This window comes from Frankia sp. CgJB1 (genome assembly GCF_977947065.1).
On record NZ_CDWTNB010000290.1, the window covers coordinates 1 to 2552 of the forward strand.

General features: G+C 72.6%; 2 protein-coding genes and 1 pseudogene. All 3 read right to left on the minus strand.

Going from position 1 to position 2552, the window contains the following annotated elements; translation table 11 throughout:
• Positions 1-183, minus strand: a pseudogene (locus tag AC08OT_RS19975) (DUF262 domain-containing protein); the annotation flags it as partial.
• Positions 184-371: 188 nt separating this feature from the next.
• Positions 372-1433 carry a methylmalonyl Co-A mutase-associated GTPase MeaB gene (meaB, locus tag AC08OT_RS19980; RefSeq protein ID WP_476594491.1) on the minus strand — a complete coding sequence of 354 codons (1062 nt, stop codon included), beginning with the start codon at positions 1431-1433 and terminating at the stop codon, positions 372-374.
• 26 nt (positions 1434-1459) lie between these two features.
• Positions 1460-2552 (minus strand): methylmalonyl-CoA mutase family protein (locus tag AC08OT_RS19985; protein WP_476603203.1); only part of this gene is annotated, 1093 nt, incomplete at its 5' end.

Below are 2552 nucleotides of genomic sequence, written 5' to 3' on the forward strand. Positions count from 1 at the left end.
GATCCCCAGGTCGAGGGAGCCCTCGTCGATGGCATCGAGCATGTTACGCAGGGAAAAGCTCTTCGTACTTACCCGGATGCTCTCGGGTTTCCAGGGCCGGTCAATGTCCTGGAAACCGGTCTCCTGCTCTTCCTCGACATCCAGCGGCGTGTTGCCTTCGTGCTCGACGACGACCGCGCTCACCGGCTCCACCCGCGTACTCCGTTTCCAGCCGTCACGATCGGTAGACGCCGTTCCCGGGCACCGTTCCCCACCTCAGCCAGGTCGCCCTGTCGCAGGCGGGCCCGCGCAGGGTGACCATACCCCGGTGGGCGTCCCGGCGGATGTGGTCCATCGCGGGTCGTCGGCCGGTCAGGCTACTCCAGTCTGGCTCAGTGCCCGGGGTCGGAGGGTGCCGCAGCGTCGGAGGGTGCCGCGGCCCGGCCCTCGTGGGCGGCCAAGCCGTCATGCGCGGCGAGGATGGCGTCGGCGGCCAGGCTCGGGGGGAGGGTGCCGTCGCGGACCCGCCGTTCAAGGTCCGGAGTGATCTCGCGGACCCCCGGATCGGCCCGCAGGCCAGCGAGCAGCCGATCGTGGACCATCGCCCACATCCAGTCGACCTGCTGGCGGCGCCGGCGGGCGGCGAGTTCGCCGGAGGCGTCGAGGGTGTCCTGATGCTTGACGATCTGCGCCCAGATGGTGTCCAGCCCCGTCCGCTCCACCGCGCTGCACGTCAGCACCGGGGTGTTCCAGTCCCGGGGACCGGCGGAGCCCTGCAGCAGCCGCAGCGCGCCGGCGAGTTCCCGGGCGGCACGGCGGGCGTCGAGCTCGTGCGGCCCGTCGGCTTTGTTCACCGCGATGACGTCGGCGAGCTCCAGCACCCCCTTCTTGATGCCCTGGAGCTGATCCCCCGTCCGGGCCAGGGTCAGGAACAGGAAGGTGTCGACCATGTCGGCGACGGTCGTCTCCGACTGGCCGACGCCGACCGTCTCGACCAGGACGACGTCGTAGCCCGCCGCCTCCATGACGACCATCGCCTCGCGGGTCGCCTTGGCGACGCCACCGAGCGTCCCCGCGGTGGGCGAGGGCCGGATGAACGCCGCCGGATCGGTGGACAACGCCGCCATCCGGGTCTTGTCCCCCAGGATGCTGCCGCCGGTACGCGTCGAGGAGGGGTCGACGGCGAGCACCGCCACCTGGTGCCCCTTCCCGGTGAGCATGGTGCCCAGCGCGTCGATGAACGTCGACTTGCCCACCCCGGGCACCCCGGTGATGCCGATCCGACGGGCCTTGCCCGCGTGCGGCAGCAACGTCACCAGCAGCCGCTGCGCGAGCTCCTGGTGGTCGGGCCTGGTGGACTCGACGAGGGTGATGGCCCGCGCGATCCAGGTCCGCGACGAGGCCAGCACCCCGTCGGCGTACTCGCCCGGATCGATCGGTCGTCGGGTCACCATGCCGGATCTGCCGTCACTCGGGCGGGTCAGGCCGTGGGGTGAGCGGGATGAGCGGGATGAGCGAGCTGGGCCGACAGGGCCGCGAGCAGGTCCAGCGCGGCGTCGGCGATGACCGTGCCGGGGGGGAAGATCGCGGCGGCGCCCGCGGCCCGCAGCTCGTCGAAGTCGCCGGGGGGGATGACCCCGCCGACCACGATGAGGATGTCGGGCCGGTCGAGCGCGGCAAGCTCCTCGCGCAGCGCGGGCACCAGGGTGAGGTGGCCGGCGGCCAGCGATGACACCCCGATGATCTGCACGTCGGCCTCGACGGCCTGGCGGGCGACCTCGGCCGGGGTCTGGAACAGCGGGCCGACGTCCACGTCGAAGCCGAGGTCGGCGAACGCGGTGGCGATCACCTTCTGGCCGCGGTCGTGACCGTCCTGGCCCATCTTCGCGACCAGGATCCGGGGCCGGCGACCCTCGGCACGTTCGAAGGCGGCGGCGGCCTCGCGGGCGGCGACGATGTTGCCGGCAGGTCCCGCCTCGTCCCGGTACACCCCGGAAATGGTACGGATCTGGCCCGCGTGACGCCCGTAGACCTTCTCCAGCGCGTCGGAGATCTCCCCGACCGTCGCCTGAGCCCGGGCCGCGTCGACGGCGAGCGCCAGCAGGTTCTGCTCCAGCCCGGGACCGCGGCGCCCATCGCGGGCCGCGTCGGCCGCCGCGGTCAGGGCGTGCAGCGCCGCCTCCACCGCGGCCGGGTCACGGTCGGCGCGCAGCCGGCGCAGCTTCTCGATCTGCTCGGCGCGCACCGCCGAGTTGTCGATCTTGAGCACCTCGATGGCCTCGTCCGCGTCGACGCGGTACTTGTTCACCCCGATCAGCGGCTGGCGGCCGGAGTCGATGCGGGCCTGGGTGCGGGCGGCGGCCTCCTCGATGCGCATCTTCGGGATCCCGGCGTCGATGGCCTGCGCCATGCCGCCCGAGGCCTCGACCTCGTCGATGTGCTCCCAGGCCCGGCGGGCCAGGTCGTGGGTGAGCCGCTCGACGTAGTAGCTGCCGCCCCACGGGTCGATCACCCGGGTGGTGCCGGACTCCTGCTGGAGCAGCAGCTGAGTGTTGCGGGCAACGCGGGCCGAG

Coding starts and splice junctions, on each gene's coding strand:
- meaB (WP_476594491.1), bottom strand. CDS start 1,433: ATGGTGACCCGACGACCGATCGATCCGGGCGAGTACGCCGACGGGGTG.